This is a genomic window from Nitratireductor aestuarii, from assembly GCF_014641695.1.
GTDB lineage: Bacteria > Pseudomonadota > Alphaproteobacteria > Rhizobiales > Rhizobiaceae > Chelativorans > Chelativorans aestuarii.
The window spans coordinates 245,016-262,787 of record NZ_BMIF01000004.1 but is presented as its reverse complement, the minus strand read 5'-3'; the positions used below and the strand labels follow the sequence as shown (position 1 = coordinate 262,787).

The following is a 17,772-nucleotide window of genomic DNA, read 5'->3' as shown; positions in this document are numbered from 1 at the left end:
CATTCCGTCAGTATCGCAGATAATGGGGGGCACAGATACAGTGACAGGCCGCATTTGTCATGCGGCCTGTAGAAAGTTTGGCGCGAACTGAAAGGTCAGTGACCGGCACCCGACTGGGCAGCCTCCGTCAGCTCGCGTTCCAGGCGCTTTTCTTCCTCGATCTTCGGCGTCACGAACCGGCCCATGAGGAGATAGGCGACCGGCGTCAGGAAGAGCGTCGCGATCGAGGAGAGGCCAAGTCCGCCGACGATCACCCAGCCAAGCGCGATACGGGCTTCCGCACCGGCGCCTGAGGCGAGCACGAGCGGCAGGCCACCCACGACCGTACAGATCATGGTCATCATGACAGGGCGCAGACGGATGAGCGAAGCCTGTTCGATGGCATCGCGCACGTTCAGCCCGCGGTCGCGCAGCTGGTTGGCGAACTCCACGATCAGGATGCCGTTCTTCGCCATGATGCCCACAAGTAGCACGAGGCCGATCTGGCTGTACACGTTGAGCGACGTACCAGTGATAATCAGTGCGAAGACAGCGCAGGCAAGACCGAGTGGCACGGTCGACATGATGATGATCGCGCTGACGAAGCTTTCAAACTGCGCAGACAGCACCAGAAGGATGATGATGATCGCAAAACCAAAGACGGTGAGCATGCTGTTGGCAGTTTCGCCAAGGGTCGCAGCTTCCGCGAGCGGAATGATGCGTGCGCCCGAGGGCAACAGCGGCTGCGCGATCTCCTGCACGTGTGCATAGGCCTCACCGAGGGCAAAGTTCTCGGCTAGTCCCGCCGTCACCTGCACCACACGCAGCTGCTGCTCGCGGGAAAGCGATGGCGGTACGGCCTGTTCGCGCAGTGATGCGATCGTCGAGAGTGGCACGAAACGCTGGTCGCTCGTGCGGACGAAGATGTTCTCGAGGTCCGTCGGATCATTGATCGGATTGGCGCTAGACAGCAGCTTCACGTCGAAACTGTCGTCCTCGATGAACAGCGTTCCGATCTTTCGGCCATCCAGCAGCGCCTGGATCGATTCACCGAGTCCGGTGATGCTGATCCCGAGATCCGCAGCCTTCTGGCGGTCGATCTCCACCTTCAGCTGTGGCTGCGAGGAATCCTGCGACAGGCGAGGCCGGTCAAAGCGCGGATCCTTTTCCAACTGGTCAACGATGGCGAGCGCGGTCTGCGTCAGCTTCTCGTAGCTGCTGCCGGCGATGGCGAACTGCAAACCGCTGCCGGAATTGCGGATGTTCAGGCTGTTCGGCTGGAAGGCAAAGGCGCGCACACCCGGCACCCGGCCTGCGCGCTGGTTCACCTCGTCGAGGATCTGCTGCTGTGTGCGTTCACGCTCGTCCCAGGGCGCAAGACCCAGGACTAGGAAGGCGCTGTTGCTGCCGCCCTGACCGACGATGGAGAACGTGGTACGGATTTCGCCGCTGTCGATCATCGGCTTGAAGGAAGCTTCGATCTGCTGGAGCTTGCCTGCCATATAGTCGAGGCTGACACCCTGCGGCGCAGTGATGCGCATCATCGCAGTCGCACGGTCTTCGTTCGGCGTAAGCTCGTTCTTCACTCCGGCGAACATTGTCAGTGCTGCCCCTGCGAACAGCACGGCGATGACGAGAACCACCATCGGCGCGTTGAGGCAGAAGCGCAGGCTGCGCTCGTAGATGCTTGCGCCAAATCCGCCGATCCGTCCGAGCAGTCCGCCGGGACCCTCATGATGCTCTTCCTCTTTCAGGAAGCGGGAGGCGAGCATCGGACAGAGCGTCAGCGCCACGATGGACGACAGGAACACGGAGAAGGCGAGAACGAAGCCGAACTCCTTGAACAACCCGCCTGCCTGGCCGGGCAGGAAGGAAAGCGGCACGAACACCGCGATCAGCACTGCCGTCGTGGCGATAACGGCAAAGAACACTTCCTGTGCGCCGAGAACGGCTGCCGCGCGGGGCCCCATGCCCTGGTTGCGTCGCCGGACAATGTTTTCGAGCACCACGATCGCGTCATCCACCACGAGACCGGTGGCAAGCACCAGCGCCAGCAGAGTGAGGATGTTGATCGAATAGCCCATCATGTAGATCGCGGCGATGGTGCCGATCAGCGCCACCGGAATGGCGAGACCCGGAATGAGCGTCGCCCGCCAGTCGCGCAGAAACAGGTAGATCACCAGAAGCACGACGGTCACGGAGAGGATGAGCGCGATCTCCACCTCGTGGATAGCACCTTCGATGAAGATCGCATCGTCACCGGTGATGAAGATTTCTGTGCCCTCGGGAAGCACCTCGCGGATCCGCTCAAGCTCCGCCTTCACGCCTTCGGAAATATCGAGCGTGTTGGACTGCGCCTGCCTGAGGATGCCGAGACCAATGCCCGTCACGCCATTGGCGCGCAGCTGGCTTTCACCAACATCCGGCCCAAGCATGACCGTCGCAACATCGCCCAAACGCACATTGCGCAATAGCTGGATGTTTTCCAGGTCCTCAGGCGATGAGATGGTCGCCGTAGCGCGGACGATCAGGTCCTGGGTGTTATTCGTGATGGAGCCGGCGGGGCTGTCGAACGAAACGGAGTTCAGGGCAGTGCCGATATCGCCGATGGTAAGCCCAAGGCTGGCAAGCCGCGCGGGGTCAATATCGACGCGGAAGATCTTGTTGCGGCTGCCGAAGACCTGAACCGTTGCAACACCCGAGACAGACGAAAGCCGGTCCACGATCTCGTCTTCGACGAAGACGCTCAGATCCTGCACATTCATCGTCTTGGAGGTGATGGCAAGACGCATGACCGCCTGCGCATCATTGTCGGCCTTCACGATCGTGGGAGAATCCGCTTCGTCAGGCAGCCGGTTCTGAATGCGGCCCACTGCATCGCGCACGTCTGAAGCAGCGGTGTCCAGATCGATGTCCTCGCGGAACTCGATGGTGACGCGGCTGCGCCCGAACGAGGATGACGACGATATCGACGTCACCCCAGGAACACGGGCGGCTGCACCCTCGATCTCGGCAGTGATCTGACGGTCGATCGTTTCGGCGGCGGCGCCGGAAAAGCTGGTGGAAACAGTGATGACAGGCCGGTCGACCGAAGGCAGCTCGCGGACTTCAGCACCGTAGAAGGCCGCAAGGCCTGCCACCGCGATCAGCGTGTTGACGACGAAGGCAAAGACCGGCCGGCGAATGAACAGCGCTGTGAAGCTGCTTCCGGCCTGGACGATTTTCTCGTTGATCATTGCAGGATCCTTGTTCCAGCCAGCCTCAGCTGCCCTGACGCTTTCTTTCCGCGCCTGAATTTTCGGCTACTGGCACGTTCTGTCCTTCGCGAACGGCATGAACGCCCTCGATCACCACCTGGTCGCCAGGCTCGAACTCGCCGCTGACCAGAACCGTATCGGAGTTCCGTTGCATGATCTGGACCGGCATACGCAATGCCAGATCGTTGCGGACGGCCCAGACAAAGGCTCCATCGTTGCTCCACTGAACTGCCAGCGGATTGACGGCCGGGTACTCGTCGCCGGAGAACTTCATCTCCACGCGGAACGCCATGCCGGAACGCAGCGTGTTGGACGGATTGGAGATGCGGGCCTGAACGCGAAGCGTACGGCTGGCATTGTCCACCTGATTGTCGATGGCGCGGACAGTACCTTCATATGTCTCGTCGGGACGGCCGACAGACTGCGCCGTCAGCGGAGCGCCGATCTGGATCTGCCTTGCGTAACGCTCCGGCACCCAGAAATCGATCAGGATCTCGGAACGGTCGTCAATGGTGGCGATGTCGCTGGAACTGGTCACGTAGTCACCGGGCGAAACCGGCAGGATGCCCACGACACCATTGATCGGCGCCAGGATCTCGCGACGTTCCAGCGCAAGCTGTGATTCACGCAGCTGAAGCTCGGCATTGCGCAACGCCAGCTCGGCATCACGCAGCTGCACGGCCGACACATTGTTTGAAGTGCTGAGCGTCTTTGCCCGTTCCAGCTTGGCGCGGTTGTCTTCCAGTGAGAGCTGCGCGCGATCGACAGCGATCTTCTCGGCCTCTGAATCCATGCGTGCAAGCACGTCACCAGCGCGGATTTCAGTGCCAGGTTCGACGAGGATTTCGGTCAGGCGGCCGGAAGAATAGGGACGTACGGCTACCGAATGCAGCGCGCTGCCCGTGCCGATCGCCGAGAGACGATCGTTGATCGTGGCGGTCCCAACCTTTTCAAGGATGACCACGCCGGCACTCATTCCCCCTCCGGGACCACCAGGACCGCCGGGGCCTCTGCCTCCGGGGCCGCCCTGGCCAGGGCCGCGGGGACCTGGGGATCCAGCGGAGCTGGTTGCTGGCGGATTGCCGATACCCCAGTTGGCCGCAACCTGCTGTGCGCCCGGGAAGAACAGATACCAGATCACGGCAGAAGCGATCAGTACGACAACACACACGATTGTCTGCTTCCACCAGCTCATCGATTTCTCCGATTATGTTTGTCAGCGCGTCGCATCTTTGGGTTGTGACCTTCATTCCAGATTGTTGCCTATCTACGGCATGCGAGCACTGATATCAGCAACTATATCATTAAATTATTGCAATGATCGCTCGCTTCATGCCGCGTCATGTCGCCGCCAACCGTGGGAACAATCACGCACCATCCGGCATTGGGAAACCGACAAGGGAGATGCCAATGCCGAAAAGTCAGAATAGACTGGAGCAACTTTCCGAAGAGCAGCGCAACGAATTCCTGCGGCGTTCTTCCATTACCTATCTCGAGTGCTGCATCGGCCTGATGCTCACGCATCTTACGCGTGAGGAGACCGCAGAGATACTCGAACGAGAAGCAGACATGCTGCGGCAGCTGGATTAGTGCACCAATGAAAACTTGGATCGTTTCAACGCTTGCATGAACCCTGAAACGGTCCTGGGAAAAATGGCTCCTAGGCCTGTCTTCCCATCAAGTCCTCGAGCCGTCCGGCCAACGCTTCTGCTTCTTCCAGGATCTGTCGAATTTCCGTTATCCGAGCACCTTCGATGGCGAAGGCTGCCGTTGGCACCGCGCCAGGATCTTCCTGCTGGTCGCTGATACACAACTCTTCGAGGAGCGAGACCAACTGGTCGTAGCCCTCGCCCCTGGATCTCACCCAGGCAAGAAGCAGCGCCATTACCTGGCGCTGTGCATTGAGCCTGCCTTCCAGCTCTTCGGCGCTCTGGGCCAACATCACTGCGCCTGATCCGGCACGCTGCGCCGAGTGCGCCCAACAGCCGTTGCGATCTTCGTATAGGCAAAGCCGTCGCCTTCCATGCAGCGGTTTGCTTCGCGAAGGAAGCGCAGCGGAAACTTCATGGCCTCCACATTGGCGGCAGAGAGTTGCTCCGGCCGCAAACCGTCGGTGGCGAGCATTTCCTCTGCCTCCCTCAGGGCGCTGTCGATTTCCACTTCGTCAGCGATACCCTTTTCGCGCATGAGCCTGCACAGCGCCGCCATGGCCATGAGAACGCCTTCAAGTTGCAGGTTGGCAGTGTTCATCCACTCTCTCCCTCTGCCAGAGCACTTCCGGAGAGATTTCCGAAAGTGAAGTCTAGGAAAGCGCTTCCGTCTTTGCCTGTGCCTTCTGCAGCGGTTGCGTGCGCTGGTGGGGCAGGGCATTCGGATAATGCTTCACCAGATACGTAACGAGCTCCTCGCGAAGATGGTTGCTCAACTCGGATGCAGCACTTGGGCTTGGCGTGCTCGCCGTGACGCGGATCTCCATCGTCGTCTCGCGAAGGTTGTTCACCGTGGTGGCGAAGCTGCCGCCATCCCAGTGCGGTGACGCTTCCACCAGCTCGCGGGCCTTCTTGCGCAGTATATCCACCGGCATGGAATAGTCGACATAAAGAAGTGCTACGGCGGTCACCGTCGTGTTCTGCCGGCTCATGTTCAGGAAAGGCTGCTCGATGAAATAGTTGAGCGGAAGGATGAGCCTGCGGCCATCCCAGGTTCGGACCACGACATAGGTTGACGTGATTTCCTCAACGGTTCCGGCCTCCCCCTGCACGTTGAGCGCGTCGTCGATGCGGATGGGCTGGGTGATAGCGAGTTGTATACCGGCGAAGAAGTTCTTGAGCATCGGCTGGAGTGCGAGACCAACCACGATACTGGCAGCGCCGGCAGATGCGAGAAGGCTGATGCCATATTGCCGGACCGGGTCGAAGGTCATCAGCATGGCGCTGATGCCGATGATCAGGATGACGCTCGTCCCGATACGCTGAAGGATCTTCGTCTGCGTGACATGCTTGCGCGTCAGCAGCACATCCTGCGACTCTGCCCGCACGCGCCGCAGGTGCAGCGACATGAAGAGGGAGAGCGCCAGCTGCGCGATGCGCGTCAGAACGCTGATGAAGACGATCAGGAAAAGGTGACGGAAGAAGTTGGTGCCGCTGGGCGAGAGGGGCGCGAGCGGAATGGCAATCGCCACGAAGAACAGCATCAGGCCGACTCGAGCCAGCGACGCGGTCTGGTTGATCAGCTTCAGCCAGAATTCATCCTGTCGGCTCGCCACGCGGCGAAAGAGCGACATCAGAAAGGCGTGGACAATGAGGGCAATACAGATCGCCCCGCCGATGACGATGATGAGCGACAGCCAGTCAGGCAGCGCCTCGGTGACGGCTTCGACCTGATCAACCCCCTCTTGGAGTAGTTCTTCCATGGTTCCTCAAACAGACGGATGCACGAAACAGCTTAACAGTATCCCGCCTGATCTAGAGCATTTGCGGCAAAAGTGGATACCAAACTATCCGTAACGGAACATCAGGAGGGCAGCCAGGCAGCGCTATCGGCCTAGATCCCTTCCGGCGGGTTGGCGTGCGCAACCGTCTGAGCCGCCTGTTCGGCCAACCGTCGCTTCGTCAGGGCCTCCTGAAGTTCCAGTGCCAGCTTCAACAGCCGGTCCGGAACAGGCTCTTTTTCTATGGCTGTCAGAATGGATGTAATCTCAGCGGGAATGCCTGCTAAGTCATTCTGAGCGGTATCTTTATTCTCCGTCATCAATAACCCCGGTTATCTCCCCATTGGCTGAATTTGACAGGTTTGCGCTGTGTTGCAACCTCCAAGGCGCTGAATCTTGCATGCGCGTGTTCGACCTTCGCGGGAACCCGACCGAGGGCTGCGGGTTGATGGGCATGGACCACGGTGACACGATCATGACCAAACAACTGGAGCAACCGCTGCGGCTAACCACGATCAGTGCGCGCGCAAAGCCTGTTCTTGGTACCGCCGAGCAGGAGGTATTCTACGCCGATGCCGTCAAGAGCATCCTGAAGGCGCGGATCCCTTTTCTCGTTGCGGGCACCTTTGCAGTCAGCGCTTATACCGGCATTTCCCGTCAGACCAAGGATTTTGATATTTTCTGCAAGGCGGGCGATTGGCCGCGCATTCTCTCGCTCTTCAAGGAGCAGGGCGACGAAATCCGCATTGAGGACGAGCGGTGGCTGGGCAAGGTCACGCGTGGCAACGCTACCTTCGACGTGATCTTCGGCTCGTCGAATGGCGCGACGCCGGTCTCCGACCTGTGGTTCGAGCACTCCCGCAAGGGCAAGGCGCTCGGGCAACCGGTCCGCTTCGTGAGTCCGACAGAGCTTGTCTGGTCCAAATGCTTCATCCAGAACCGCGACCGCTACGATGGCGCCGATGTGGCCCACCTGATCCTGCGCTCCCATGAAGAGATCGACTGGGTCCGCCTGCTCCAGCACATGGAAGTTCACTGGGAGGTGCTTCTGATGCACCTGCTCAACTTCCGCTTCATCTATCCGAGCGAACGCGAAAAAGTGCCGGGCTGGCTAATGGATGAGTTGCTCGACCGCCTCATGCACCAGCGCCGCCTGCCGTCGCCAGACAAGAAGATCTGCCGCGGCCGCATGTTTTCCTCGGCTGATTTCGAGATCGACGTCCATAAGTGGGGCTTCACCGATATCGTGGGCGACAGCGGTGGGGGTTCGCTATGACGGACGAAATCACCCGCGTTGCGGCCATCGGCGATCTGCATGTGCAGGAAGACGGCTCAGCCAGCTATCGCGAGATTTTTGCCGAAATGTCTCAGGCTGCCGACGTGATTGTGATCACCGGCGACCTGACCGACCTCGGCAAGCCAGCGGAAGCCCGCCTGCTGGTCGAGGAACTGCGAGGCTCCCGCGTGCCGGTCGTGGCGGTGCTCGGCAACCACGATCATCAATGCAATTGTGTCGAGGAAGTCTCAAGCATTATCCGTGAGGCAGGCGTCTACCTTCTCGACGGCACCGCCGTGGAACTGAAGGGCGTCACCTTTGCGGGCGTGAAGGGATTCGTCGGCGGCTTTGGCCGGCACATGCTCGCCTCCTTCGGGGAGGCGGCGATCAAATCGATGGTGGCCGAATCGCTGAATGAAACCATCAAGCTCGAGAACGCGCTTCGCCAGATCCGCACCCCTCGCTCGCTTGCGGTTCTTCACTATTCACCAACAGCGGATACTGTCATGGGTGAACCTGAGCAGATCTGGCCTTTCCTGGGCTCTGCTCGCCTGGGCGAAACCATCGACCGCTACAAGGTGAGTGCCGTTGTGCATGGCCACGCCCACCACGGCACGCATGAGGGAAGAACGGTAGGCGGCATCCCCGTCTATAACGTCGCGCGGCACATCGAGAAGCCGCAGGGCAAGCCCTACATCATTCTGGAACTGTAAGGCCTTTCAGCCTCAGCGAGGCTGATCAAGCCGTTCCGGCTCAGCTATTTTCAATTGATAATTTCTCTATTCATCCACCTAGCGCCAAGGTTGATCACCGCGGGCAATGGGTTCTGCGCCGACGCAAAGGCGTGGAATGCCGAAGCCCGCCGCCCTGTTGTGCAGATGGTCAATGGAAAGGAAGAGCCTTGGACGTTATTGAGATGCTTCTGGATAATTACAGGCCTACCAACGAGAAGACCTTTACGCCAATCGACCGACTGTTTGCGAAACTTACGCACGAGGACATAGCCAGAATAGAAAAAATCGCCGCAGAGCGGGATATCCCGCTTCCCTCGAAGGAAGGGCAATATCGGTTCTGGGTCGTCGAAGTACTCCGTATCGGCGCCAGTCTTCTCAATGACATTGCCGTGAAAACGGGCCTCACAAACCGGCCGCCGCCGCCCGATGTGCACAGCATGCAGCGCCTGAACATGGATGTCGGCTCTCTCTATCATCCGAATCTCATAGACGAAGTGCTTACGTCGGTTGGGCGGCAGGTCGCCGGCCGTGTCCTTGATTTTGGATGCTCTTCCGGACGCATAGCGCGCGTGTTGAAGGCGGCGTTTCCCGAAATTGATCTTTATGGCTGCGATCCGGAACGCAGGACGATCGAATGGGCAAAGGCGAATTTCCCGACGATAACATTTGACGTCTCGCCCTTTTCTCCGCCAGCTCGCTATGACGGTTCATTCTTCGACCTGGTTTATGCCGTGTCCATCTGGTCCCATTTCGATGAGCCGAGCGCCATCGACTGGTTCAATGAAATGCATCGGATCGTGAAACCCGGAGGGCTGTTGTACTGGACGACGCACGGGCGGCAATCCCTGGCGCACTGGCAGCGTCAGCAGTCCAGGCCAACTGGCCAACTGGGCCTTTTGGCGTGCAAGCTCGTGCTCGAGAACTATGTTTTCGAGAAAGTCTATGACCAGGATTGGGGAGCGGACACAAGCCGTTGGGGGTTGGCCTACATAGCTCCTGAGTGGGTTCTTACAAGTCTGCTCGGCAAGTGGCGCGTGCTGCAGTACAGGCCCGGCTATGAATCCTGGAACCAGGACGTCTACTTGATGGAGAGGGTCTAAATGACGCCTTTCCGTAGATTTTGCTCATCTTCAGCCATGGTTGAAGCCATGGATCGCAACCCGTGGAATCAGATTACAATGAAGACCGTTCAATCGGTTTCAGGGGGAGCGGGGCATGCGGTATCGGATTACGGACTGGACATGGGCCTATGACAACTACGCCAACATTCCCGATAGCCAGGCGTGGCCGGCAGCCTGGGTCGAGCCGGCGAGGGCGGCGCGCGAGGAGCTGGTTTCGGCGGGTAGGGCGCGACTAGACATCGCCTATGGCGACCATCCGCGCGAGGTGCTGGACCTCTTTCTGCCCGAAGGTGAGGTGAGAGGGCTGGTGGTCCTGATCCACGGCGGATTCTGGATGGCGCTCGACAAGAGCTACTGGTCGCATCTGGCGCACGGATCGCTGGCGCATGGCTATGCGGTGGCTGTTCCGAGCTATCCGCTGGCGCCGGAAGTGAGGATCTCCGAGATCACCCGTTCGGTGGGGCAGGCGATCACCCATGCCGCTGGATTGGTGCGGGGGCCGATCAGGCTGGTGGGACATTCCGCGGGCGGGCATCTGGTGACCCGCATGATCTCCCATACGACGCCGCTTGCTCCTAATGTCTCCGGCCGAATTGCCGGTACGGTCTCGGTGTCGGGTCTCCACGACCTGCGTCCGATGATCCATCTTGCCCGAAATGCCACGCTCGCCATCGACAAGGCCGAGGCAAATGCCGAAAGCCCGGCCTTGCTTGAACCGCTGGCGGGTAGCCGCCTGACCTGCTGGGTGGGCGCGCGCGAGACGGCGGAGTTCCTCAGGCAGAGTGCGCTTCTCGCCAATATCTGGCGCGGCCTCGGCATCGAGACCGACAGCGTCGAAGAACCAGACCGCCATCATTTCAACATTCTCGATGGCCTGGCCGACCCGCATCATCCGCTGACGCGCACACTGCTCGATGTCTGATAATCGATTCAATAGGCCGTGATGGCGCGGAGATAGTTGAACAGTCTGCAAAATTCTGGAAGGTTGCGCGCGAGGGGCCCGTAGCGAGAGTGGGCTAACGGAGAGGGTGCAGATGAAAAAAATCCTGGCAAGCAGCATTTTCGGTCTTTCCATGGCGCTTTCGAGCGTGGTCATGGCAGAGCCCGTCAAGATTGGCGTTATCACCACCCTGTCGGGCGGCGGTGCCGGCCTCGGCGTGGACGTTCGCGATGCCTTCGTGCTGGCCGTCAAGCAATCCGGCAACGAGGACATCGAACTTGTCATCGAGGATGACGCCCAGAAGCCGGAACTTGCGGTCCAGCTTGCCGAAAAGATGATCCAGAGCGACAAGGTCGACCTGATGACCGGTATCATCTGGTCCAACCTAGCCATGGCGGTGGTTCCGAGCGCCGTTGCACAGGAAGTCATCTACCTGTCCCCGAACGCTGGCCCGTCGCAGCTGGCAGGTGACAAGTGCAGCCCGAACTACTTCAACGTCGCCTATCAGAACGACAATTTCCATGAGGCGATGGGCGAATACGCCAACCAGGACTACAAGAAGACCTTCATCCTTGCGCCGAACTATCCGGCCGGCAAGGATTCGCTGACAGGGTTCAAGCGCTACTACAAGGGAGAGCTGGCCGGCGAGCTCTACACCCAGGTTGGCCAGACCGATTATGCTGCTGAAATTGCCCAGATCCGCGATTCCGGTGCCGACAGCGTGTTCTTCTTCCTGCCGGGCGGCATGGGCATTTCCTTCATGAAGCAATATGCCCAGTCCGGCGTGAACATTCCGGTTCTTGGACCCGGCTTTTCCTTCAGCCAGGACGTCCTGCCCGCTGTTGGTGACGCCGCGCTTGGCGTAAAGAACTCGTCCAGCTGGTCCAAGGATCTCGACAACGAGGCAAACAAGAAGTTCGTTGAGGCCTTCCAGGCGGAATACAATCGCCTGCCATCGCTCTATGCTGCCCAGAGCTGGGATACCGCAAACCTTATCGTCTCGGCTCTGTCCAAGGCGAGCGTGAAGGACAAGGATGCATTCCGCGAAGCCCTTAAGGCGGCTGACTTTGCCTCCGTTCGCGGATCCTTCAAGTTCAACAACAACAACCATCCGATCCAGGACATCTATGTGCGCGAAGTGGTCAAGGAAGGCGACGTGCTGACCAACAAGATCATCGCCACGGCATTCGAGCAGCATGGCGACGCCTATGCCAGCGAGTGCAAGATGTAAGGTCTGGCGGGAAGCCGTTTTAGCACTGTCATCTGCGTCGACAGCGATTGCTTGGGCGATCGCTGTCGGCGTTCCATTGAACCGACCGGACCACACAGCCTGAATGTCTATTGCGCTGCTCATTGAACAGCTTCTGAACGGCCTGCAACTTGGGGTCATGCTGTTCCTCATGGCAGCAGGGCTGACGCTGATCTTCGGCGTCATGGGTTTGATCAATCTCGCCCATGGCTCGCTGTTCATGATTGGCGCCTTTGCCTGTGCTGCCGTGGCCGCAGCGACAGGTTCGTTCTGGCTCGGTCTTGCCGCAAGCCTCGTGGCCGCTGCTGCAGCAGGCGCGCTGATCGAGGTGGTAATTGTCCGGCGACTCTATGCACGCGACCACCTCGACCAGGTGCTGGCTACCTTCGCGCTGATCCTGATCCTGTCGGAAGGCACGCGCTGGCTGTTCGGTTCGTTTCCGCTCTATCTCGACATACCCTCGCTTCTACAGGGCGCTGTGCCGCTGCCGGGCGTAGGTCAATACCAGCTCTATCGGCTGGTGATCATTGCCGTTGGCATGATCGTTGCCGCGGGGCTTTACCTTCTGATTGCGCGCACGCGGCTTGGAATGCGTATTCGCGCTGGCGAATCCGACCGCGAGATGATTGCAGCGCTCGGTGTTGATATCAGCACGCTCTACACCGTTGTCTTCGCGCTCGGTGCCGCACTGGCGGGGCTCGCCGGTGCACTGGTTGGCGCGTTGCAGTCGGTACAGGTCGGCATGGGAGAGCCGGTGCTGATCCTCGCCTTCGTGGTCATCGTCATCGGCGGTATCGGTTCGATCAAGGGGGCGTTGTTCGGCGCGATCCTGGTAGGCATCGTCGACACGATGGGCCGTTTCCTGCTGCCCAAGCTGCTGGCGCTGGTGCTGCCGGCCACGCAATCAGGCGCCATCGGCGGTGCCATTGCATCGATGCTGATCTACATCCTGATGGCGCTGATCCTGGCCTTCCGGCCACGCGGCCTGTTTGCGGCGCAAGCGTGATGAGCATGAGCCGCGAAACCTGCATCAACATCCTGCTGGCGCTCCTACTGCTGGCGGTTCCGGTCGCAGCCGCTGAGCTGGGCGAACCCTTCTATGTCACGCTTGCCACCCGCGTTGCCATCCTTGCCCTGGCTGCGGTTGGGCTGAATATCGCACTCGGGCTCGGTGGCCTTGTCTCCTTCGGACATGCCGCCTTCTTCGGAATTGGCGGCTATGTCGCTGGCATACTCGCGAGCCATGCCTTTGAGATGTCGCCGCTCGTCTTCGGGATTGAGGGCACCACGTCGATGCCCGTCATCTGGCTCACCGCTATCATGATCGCCGGGCTCGTAGCGCTGCCGATCGGAGCCATCAGCCTGCGCACGACCGGCGTCTACTTCATCATGATCACGCTCGCCTTTGCGCAGATGATCTACTACTTCGCCGAATCCTGGCCCACCTATGGCGGTGCGGATGGTCTTTCGATTATCATGCGCAATCAGTTTCCCGGCGTGAACACCGCGAGGCCGCTGCCCTATTTCCTGATCTGCTATTGCCTTCTGATCGCAGGCCTCGGGCTCTACTGGCTCCTACAGGGATCACGCTTCGGGCTGGCACTCCAGACGGCCCGGCAGAATGCCATTCGGCTGAGCTCGGTGGGCATCGCGCCCTTCGGCATCAGGCTGACAGCCTTCGTCATCTCGGCAATGGTGGTGGGACTTGCGGGCGCTCTGTTTGCCGATCTGAACAAGTTCGTAAGCCCGTCGATGCTGTCCTGGCACATGTCGGGTGAGCTGATCGTGCTGATCATTCTTGGCGGCAAGGGGCGTCTGTTCGGCCCTGTGGCCGGTGCCGCAGTCTATGTCCTGTTCGAATTCGCCCTTGGTGGCCTGACGGAACGCTGGCAATTCTTCCTCGGGCTGGTCCTTCTCGGTGTCGTCCTCTTTGCCCGCGGCGGCCTGCTCGGTCTGTTGGCCGGAAAGGCGCGCCATGACTGAGCCCGTGCTTGAAATCCTCAATCTGAGGAAGAATTTCGGCGCGCTGAAGGCGACCGACGATGTCAGCCTGACGCTAATGCCGGGCGAAATCCACGCCCTGATCGGCCCCAATGGCGCAGGCAAGAGCACCCTGATCCAGCAGATCAGCGGCGCGCTCACGCCAACGAGTGGGACCATCCGCTTTCTTGGTCGTGACATGGCCGGGATGGACATGGCGGCAAGGGCGCGCGCCGGCCTGGGGCGGACGTTTCAGATATCGTCAATTGCTCCGGAATTCTCGGCTCTGCGCAACGTAATACTGGCTGTGCAGGCCCGGCAGGGATCAAGCTTCCGATTCTTCCGACCGGTTGCCCGCGACAGGAGCCTGATTGAACCCGCCATGGTGATGCTTGAACGTGTCGGCCTCGCGGCTCGCAGCCGGATACCGGCTGGGGAACTGTCGCACGGCGAACGACGGTTGCTGGAGATTGCCATAGCGCTCTCACTCGAACCAAAGGCCTTCCTGTTCGACGAGCCAATGGCTGGTCTTGGCGCGGATGGGTCGAAGTCGCTGACAGCACTTCTCTCGGAATTGCGCCATGTCGCACCCATTCTCCTGGTTGAGCACGACATGGACGCAGTCTTCGCGCTTGCCGACCGCATTTCGGTGCTCGTCTATGGCCGGATCATCGCGACGGGCACGGTCGAGGAAATCCGAAGCCATCCCGAGGTCCGCCGTGCCTATCTAGGAGAAGGCGCATGACGCTGCTTGAGGTTCGCGATCTGGAAGCTTCTTACGGCGCCTCACAGGCGCTGTTCGGCGTGTCGCTTGACGTGAGGGAGGGCGAGGTCGTCGCTCTGATGGGCCGCAACGGCATGGGCAAGACGACGACGATCAAGGCCATTCTCGGACTGGTCAAGCCGCAGGCAGGCAGCGTTACCGTGGCCGGACGCTCGGTGATTGGAATGCCGACGCACCGGATTGCCCGGCTGGGCATTGGCCTTGTGCCTGAGGGAAGGCGCTGCTTTCCCAATCTCACCGTGGCGGAAAATCTGGTCGCGGCGGCGCGCAGCGGCCACTGGACATTCGAGCGGGTCGTTGAACTGTTTCCGCGGCTCGGCGAGCGTCGCGAGCAGTTCGCATCGACCCTGTCAGGCGGCGAACAGCAGATGCTTGCTATCGGTCGCGCCTTGATGACCAATCCAAGCCTGCTTGTGCTCGATGAGGCAACGGAAGGCCTTGCGCCTGTCATACGCAATGACATCTGGTCAGCGATCCGGTTGCTGAAGCAATCCGGCCAATCGATCCTCGCCGTGGACAAAACACTCTCGGAGTTACTGCCAGTCGCCAATCGATGCGTCGTGCTCGAAAAGGGTGTGACGGTCTTTGCGGGCACTCCCGCCGACCTGACCCCAGACCTGCAGGACCGCTACCTCGGCGTGTAACGCTGCACGCCAATGTTTTTCGGAGTGGGTCAGACGCGCGAACCGCACTGCGTGCAGCGGTAGTTTCCGGCGCTCATGAAGGTGATCAGCAGCCACACTGGAGCCCACAGGCCGCCGGTGACAATCGTAAGCAGCAGGTGCAGGATATGGTTAGGTTTCGTACCCTGCGCCAGCACCTGCTTCTGGCAGTTGGAGCAATAGGCTCCCTTTTGTTTTAGTGCCATATAACGTCGACTCGCTTTGTTATCGGAGCGACATATGGGCTCTAACAGCGCGCTATTCCAGTGTAATGAAAGTGTTTTGCCCGGAGATGGGGCGGCGTGATTGCTGCCCGATGACGTTCTTCATCACCATGGTCATCAGCGTCACTCTGGCCTGGGTTGTGCATCGGGCTGATCGCAGGAGACTTGTCTCCTAGAGCGGGAAAAGGGGACACCGGTTTTCCGTGCAGCGGTGCCGTTTTGCGTAGGTTTGCGAAACTCTGAAAAGAGGTGAGCGCTGAGCCCAAGGCGACCACTGGCTGGGACGGCTAAGCTATTCAGGAAGCTGGGAATTCGGATGGTGGGCGTGACAGGGATTGAACCTGTGACCCCTACGATGTCAACGTAGTGCTCTCCCGCTGAGCTACACGCCCATCCGATGTCCGCGCATAGACCATTATTCGCGCGGACCGTCAAGAGTCCAAAGTTGTCGCAGACAACTTTTCCTGCAATTTTCGGGGAGGGGCTACTGAATGTTCCTCAGAAATTGCGTAAAATCAAAGGCTTGAGACGTTTCAAGCCTGTGGATTGCTGGTATGGCTCAAGCAGCCTGCAGCAGTTTCTCGACCTCGTTCACCAGCTCGCGCAGGTGGAACGGCTTTGAAAGGATCTTTGCATCCCGCGGCGCGTTCGAATCCGGGTTCAGCGCAACGGCGGCGAATCCGGTGATGAACATGATCTTGAGGTCGGGATCGATCTCGCTCGCTCGGCGTGCCAGCTCGATTCCATCCATCTCCGGCATGACGATGTCGGTCAGAAGGAGGGAGAAGGGCTCTTCGCGCAACCGTCCATAGGCGTCCGCGCCATTATCAAAATCAACGACTTCATAGCCAGCGCGCTCCAGCGCCTTGACGAGGAACCGCCGCATATCCTCATCGTCTTCCGCAAGGAGAATTCGTGCCATCACTGCTTCCGAAAACCAACCCGATATTTGTTATGAACCCTGCCCTGAAGGCATAGGCTATATGATTCCGATACGGTAAAGATCAAGTGAATGTTGGCCGTTTGAAGGTCAATTCAATTCTGGACAAGGCCTGGTCACAATGGCAGGCTGCGAGATGGCGATAGGATTTTGGGCGAGTTCATGAGCGCGAGCGCGGACTTCTCGGAAGTCCCTCCTTTTGAAATGTTTGTCGGCCAGAACGGGCAGACAATTCCGTTCGTGTTCAACTCCCCTCACAGCGGCCGCCATTACCCTCCGCGCTTCCTGGCGATGAGCCGGCTGGATTCGCTGTCGATCCGCCGTTCCGAGGATTGTTACGTGGATGAGCTCTTCGCCGGTTCTGTACATCTGGGAGCCGCGTTTCTTTGCGCCAACTTTCCGCGCGCCTATCTCGACGCGAACCGCGAGCCGTGGGAGCTCGATCCCCGCATGTTCTGCGAACGGGTACCGCCTTTCGCCAATATCCATTCACCGCGCGTCGCGGGCGGCCTCGGCACACTGCCCAAGCTGGTCGCCGACGGGATGGATATCTACGAGCAGCGGCTGCCGGTCGCAGAGGCCATGTCGCGCATCGAGCAGTTCTACATGCCTTATCATGCGACCCTGCGAGAGCTGCTGCACCAGACGAGGGCGAGATTCGGCCACGCCATTCTGGTCGACTGCCACTCCATGCCGAAGAATATCCGCGTTGCGCAGGGCGACATCCGCCCCGATATCATCATCGGCGATCGGTATGGGACGTCGGCGTTCGGAGAGTTTACGCGGCTCGCGATTTCGCTCCTGAGCGCCAAGGGTTACGCGGTGGAGCAGAACCGGCCATATGCCGGCGGTTTTATCACGGAGCATTACGGGCGCCCGATGCAAAACATCCACGCGCTGCAGATCGAGGTGAACCGCGGTCTTTATCTGGACGACCAGACGCTGGAGCCTTCTGATGGGTTCTCGGCGTTGCGCGAGGACCTGTCCGAGTTCATGAGGGATTTCGTGGCGATCTCCCGCAGCTTCCTGCCGGACGTGCCGCTCGCGGCCGAGTAATTGACGCTGCACTGCACAAAAATCGGGCTGCCTGAGCCGCAAAAAAAAGACCGCATCGTTGATGCGGTCGTAAGTCTAGGGAGGAAACGCCCGTAAGGGCTGGATAGAAACTATCCGAGTTCTAATTTATGCTGCGCTGC

Annotated in this window: 19 protein-coding genes and 1 tRNA gene; 11 read left to right on the top strand and 9 right to left on the bottom strand. The window is 59.7% G+C overall.

Features of this window, described 5'->3' with window-relative positions:
* Positions 1 to 95: 95 nt before the first annotated feature.
* Together IEX27_RS08995 and IEX27_RS08990 are read right to left on the bottom strand one after the other, a co-directional pair.
* Positions 96 to 3,215, bottom strand: coding sequence for an efflux RND transporter permease subunit (locus tag IEX27_RS08995; protein ID WP_188720697.1), 3,120 nt, complete (start codon positions 3,213 to 3,215; stop codon positions 96 to 98).
* 25 nt (positions 3,216 to 3,240) lie between these two features.
* Positions 3,241 to 4,431 carry an efflux RND transporter periplasmic adaptor subunit gene (locus tag IEX27_RS08990; RefSeq protein WP_188720696.1) on the bottom strand — a complete coding sequence of 397 codons (1,191 nt, stop codon included), beginning with the start codon at positions 4,429 to 4,431 and terminating at the stop codon, positions 3,241 to 3,243.
* Between the two features lie 215 nt (positions 4,432 to 4,646).
* On the opposite strand from IEX27_RS08990, the gene IEX27_RS08985 reads away from it, so the two are divergent.
* Entirely contained in the window at positions 4,647 to 4,826 is a 180-nt protein-coding gene (locus tag IEX27_RS08985) for a hypothetical protein (protein ID WP_188720695.1), read from the top strand.
* A gap of 70 nt (positions 4,827 to 4,896) precedes the next feature.
* On the opposite strand, the gene IEX27_RS08980 is transcribed toward IEX27_RS08985, so the two are convergent.
* The 4 genes from IEX27_RS08980 to IEX27_RS08965 form a co-directional block, all read right to left on the bottom strand.
* Positions 4,897 to 5,178: a hypothetical protein gene (locus IEX27_RS08980; RefSeq protein ID WP_188720694.1), complete on the bottom strand. Its 282-nt coding sequence runs from the start codon at positions 5,176 to 5,178 to the stop codon at positions 4,897 to 4,899.
* The gene (locus IEX27_RS08975) at positions 5,178 to 5,486 is read right to left on the bottom strand and encodes a hypothetical protein (RefSeq protein ID WP_188720693.1); all 309 of its coding nucleotides are present in this window, start codon (positions 5,484 to 5,486) and stop codon (positions 5,178 to 5,180) included. Before IEX27_RS08975 ends, IEX27_RS08980 begins: the two co-directional genes overlap by 1 nt.
* A 52-nt stretch (positions 5,487 to 5,538) precedes the next feature.
* The gene (locus tag IEX27_RS08970) at positions 5,539 to 6,648 is read right to left on the bottom strand and encodes a mechanosensitive ion channel family protein (RefSeq protein WP_188720692.1); all 1,110 of its coding nucleotides are present in this window, start codon (positions 6,646 to 6,648) and stop codon (positions 5,539 to 5,541) included.
* Between the two features lie 131 nt (positions 6,649 to 6,779).
* Positions 6,780 to 6,986, bottom strand: a complete 207-nt coding sequence (locus IEX27_RS08965) for a hypothetical protein (protein WP_188720691.1) — start codon at positions 6,984 to 6,986, stop codon at positions 6,780 to 6,782.
* A 155-nt stretch (positions 6,987 to 7,141) separates the two neighbouring features.
* Here IEX27_RS08965 and IEX27_RS08960 point away from each other — a divergent pair, with 155 nt between their 5' ends.
* From IEX27_RS08960 to IEX27_RS08920, 9 genes are all read left to right on the top strand, one after another.
* A complete protein-coding gene (locus tag IEX27_RS08960; RefSeq protein ID WP_188720786.1) occupies positions 7,142 to 7,942 on the top strand; it encodes a nucleotidyltransferase family protein in 801 nt (266 codons plus the stop codon).
* Positions 7,939 to 8,655, top strand: a complete 717-nt coding sequence (locus IEX27_RS08955) for a metallophosphoesterase family protein (protein WP_188720690.1) — start codon at positions 7,939 to 7,941, stop codon at positions 8,653 to 8,655. Before IEX27_RS08960 ends, IEX27_RS08955 begins: the two co-directional genes overlap by 4 nt.
* A gap of 188 nt (positions 8,656 to 8,843) precedes the next feature.
* Positions 8,844 to 9,776, top strand: coding sequence for a class I SAM-dependent methyltransferase (locus tag IEX27_RS08950; RefSeq protein ID WP_188720689.1), 933 nt, complete (start codon positions 8,844 to 8,846; stop codon positions 9,774 to 9,776).
* Positions 9,777 to 9,891: 115 nt separating this feature from the next.
* Positions 9,892 to 10,719 carry a hormone-sensitive lipase gene (locus tag IEX27_RS08945; RefSeq protein WP_188720688.1) on the top strand — a complete coding sequence of 276 codons (828 nt, stop codon included), beginning with the start codon at positions 9,892 to 9,894 and terminating at the stop codon, positions 10,717 to 10,719.
* A gap of 112 nt (positions 10,720 to 10,831) precedes the next feature.
* Positions 10,832 to 11,968 (top strand): ABC transporter substrate-binding protein, encoded by a 1,137-nt coding sequence (locus tag IEX27_RS08940; RefSeq protein ID WP_188720687.1) that lies wholly within the window; start codon positions 10,832 to 10,834, stop codon positions 11,966 to 11,968.
* 103 nt (positions 11,969 to 12,071) lie between these two features.
* Positions 12,072 to 12,992, top strand: a complete 921-nt coding sequence (locus IEX27_RS08935) for a branched-chain amino acid ABC transporter permease (RefSeq protein WP_188720686.1) — start codon at positions 12,072 to 12,074, stop codon at positions 12,990 to 12,992.
* Positions 12,993 to 12,997: 5 nt separating this feature from the next.
* Complete coding sequence (locus IEX27_RS08930; protein ID WP_188720785.1) at positions 12,998 to 13,969, top strand: branched-chain amino acid ABC transporter permease; 972 nt, start codon at positions 12,998 to 13,000, stop codon at positions 13,967 to 13,969.
* Positions 13,962 to 14,711 (top strand): ABC transporter ATP-binding protein, encoded by a 750-nt coding sequence (locus IEX27_RS08925; protein ID WP_188720685.1) that lies wholly within the window; start codon positions 13,962 to 13,964, stop codon positions 14,709 to 14,711. The genes IEX27_RS08930 and IEX27_RS08925 overlap by 8 nt, the downstream gene beginning before the upstream one ends.
* Entirely contained in the window at positions 14,708 to 15,394 is a 687-nt protein-coding gene (locus tag IEX27_RS08920) for an ABC transporter ATP-binding protein (protein WP_188720684.1), read from the top strand. Before IEX27_RS08925 ends, IEX27_RS08920 begins: the two co-directional genes overlap by 4 nt.
* A gap of 29 nt (positions 15,395 to 15,423) precedes the next feature.
* On the opposite strand, the gene IEX27_RS08915 is transcribed toward IEX27_RS08920, so the two are convergent.
* The 3 genes from IEX27_RS08915 to cpdR form a co-directional block, all read right to left on the bottom strand.
* Positions 15,424 to 15,618: a hypothetical protein gene (locus IEX27_RS08915; RefSeq protein ID WP_188720683.1), complete on the bottom strand. Its 195-nt coding sequence runs from the start codon at positions 15,616 to 15,618 to the stop codon at positions 15,424 to 15,426.
* Between the two features lie 335 nt (positions 15,619 to 15,953).
* A tRNA-Val gene (locus tag IEX27_RS08910) sits at positions 15,954 to 16,028 on the bottom strand.
* A gap of 167 nt (positions 16,029 to 16,195) precedes the next feature.
* A complete protein-coding gene (gene cpdR, locus IEX27_RS08905) occupies positions 16,196 to 16,558 on the bottom strand; it encodes a cell cycle two-component system response regulator CpdR (protein ID WP_188720682.1) in 363 nt (120 codons plus the stop codon).
* A 180-nt stretch (positions 16,559 to 16,738) separates the two neighbouring features.
* Between cpdR and IEX27_RS08900 the strand changes: the two genes are divergently transcribed.
* On the top strand, positions 16,739 to 17,632 hold the full coding sequence (locus tag IEX27_RS08900) for an N-formylglutamate amidohydrolase (RefSeq protein WP_188720784.1): 894 nt from the start codon (positions 16,739 to 16,741) through the stop codon (positions 17,630 to 17,632).
* Positions 17,633 to 17,772: the final 140 nt, after the last annotated feature.

Bases quoted from the DNA above. Each gene is read 5' to 3' on its own strand.
- IEX27_RS08995 (WP_188720697.1), bottom strand. From the start codon at position 3,215: ATGATCAACGAGAAAATCGTCCAGGCCGGAAGCAGCTTCACAGCGCTG.
- IEX27_RS08990 (WP_188720696.1), bottom strand. From the start codon at position 4,431: ATGAGCTGGTGGAAGCAGACAATCGTGTGTGTTGTCGTACTGATCGCT.
- IEX27_RS08985 (WP_188720695.1), top strand. From the start codon at position 4,647: ATGCCGAAAAGTCAGAATAGACTGGAGCAACTTTCCGAAGAGCAGCGC.
- IEX27_RS08980 (WP_188720694.1), bottom strand. From the start codon at position 5,178: ATGTTGGCCCAGAGCGCCGAAGAGCTGGAAGGCAGGCTCAATGCACAG.
- IEX27_RS08975 (WP_188720693.1), bottom strand. From the start codon at position 5,486: ATGAACACTGCCAACCTGCAACTTGAAGGCGTTCTCATGGCCATGGCG.
- IEX27_RS08970 (WP_188720692.1), bottom strand. From the start codon at position 6,648: ATGGAAGAACTACTCCAAGAGGGGGTTGATCAGGTCGAAGCCGTCACC.
- IEX27_RS08965 (WP_188720691.1), bottom strand. From the start codon at position 6,986: ATGACGGAGAATAAAGATACCGCTCAGAATGACTTAGCAGGCATTCCC.
- IEX27_RS08960 (WP_188720786.1), top strand. From the start codon at position 7,142: ATGACCAAACAACTGGAGCAACCGCTGCGGCTAACCACGATCAGTGCG.
- IEX27_RS08955 (WP_188720690.1), top strand. From the start codon at position 7,939: ATGACGGACGAAATCACCCGCGTTGCGGCCATCGGCGATCTGCATGTG.
- IEX27_RS08945 (WP_188720688.1), top strand. From the start codon at position 9,892: ATGCGGTATCGGATTACGGACTGGACATGGGCCTATGACAACTACGCC.
- IEX27_RS08940 (WP_188720687.1), top strand. From the start codon at position 10,832: ATGAAAAAAATCCTGGCAAGCAGCATTTTCGGTCTTTCCATGGCGCTT.
- IEX27_RS08935 (WP_188720686.1), top strand. From the start codon at position 12,072: ATGTCTATTGCGCTGCTCATTGAACAGCTTCTGAACGGCCTGCAACTT.
- IEX27_RS08930 (WP_188720785.1), top strand. From the start codon at position 12,998: ATGAGCCGCGAAACCTGCATCAACATCCTGCTGGCGCTCCTACTGCTG.
- IEX27_RS08925 (WP_188720685.1), top strand. From the start codon at position 13,962: ATGACTGAGCCCGTGCTTGAAATCCTCAATCTGAGGAAGAATTTCGGC.
- IEX27_RS08920 (WP_188720684.1), top strand. From the start codon at position 14,708: ATGACGCTGCTTGAGGTTCGCGATCTGGAAGCTTCTTACGGCGCCTCA.
- IEX27_RS08915 (WP_188720683.1), bottom strand. From the start codon at position 15,618: ATGGCACTAAAACAAAAGGGAGCCTATTGCTCCAACTGCCAGAAGCAG.
- cpdR (WP_188720682.1), bottom strand. From the start codon at position 16,558: ATGGCACGAATTCTCCTTGCGGAAGACGATGAGGATATGCGGCGGTTC.
- IEX27_RS08900 (WP_188720784.1), top strand. From the start codon at position 16,739: ATGAGCGCGAGCGCGGACTTCTCGGAAGTCCCTCCTTTTGAAATGTTT.